This window comes from Bordetella petrii, from assembly GCF_020991325.1.
In the GTDB taxonomy this organism is placed as follows: domain Bacteria; phylum Pseudomonadota; class Gammaproteobacteria; order Burkholderiales; family Burkholderiaceae_B; genus Bordetella_A; species Bordetella_A petrii_E.
On the sequence record NZ_JAJMLX010000537.1, the window covers coordinates 1 to 637 of the forward strand.

Annotated in this window: 1 rRNA gene; it reads right to left on the minus strand. The window is 53.7% G+C overall.

The features are described from left to right. A 23S ribosomal RNA gene (locus tag LPZ50_RS25200) occupies positions 1-637 on the minus strand; the annotation flags it as partial.

The window sequence follows — 637 nt, forward strand, 5'->3', positions numbered from 1 at the left end:
CAGCCCCAGGATGAGATGAGCCGACATCGAGGTGCCAAACACCGCCGTCGATATGAACTCTTGGGCGGTATCAGCCTGTTATCCCCAGAGTACCTTTTATCCGTTGAGCGATGGCCCTTCCATTCAGAACCACCGGATCACTATGTCCTGCTTTCGCACCTGTTCGACTTGTCAGTCTCACAGTCAAGCACGCTTATGCCATTGCACTATCAGCACGATTTCCGACCGTACCTAGCGTACCTTCGAACTCCTCCGTTACGCTTTGGGAGGAGACCGCCCCAGTCAAACTGCCTACCATGCACTGTCCCCGATCCGGATAACGGACCAAGGTTAGAACCGCAAACAAACCAGGGTGGTATTTCAAGGTCGGCTCCACCGAATCTAGCGACTCGGTTTCAGCGCCTCCCACCTATCCTACACAGGCCGGTTCACAATCCAATGCAAAGCTACAGTAAAGGTTCATGGGGTCTTTCCGTCTAGCCGCGGGTAGATTGCATCATCACAAACACTTCAACTTCGCTGAGTCTCAGGAGGAGACAGTGTGGCCATCGTTACGCCATTCGTGCAGGTCGGAACTTACCCGACAAGGAATTTCGCTACCTTAGGACCGTTATAGTTACGGCCGCCGTTTACCGGG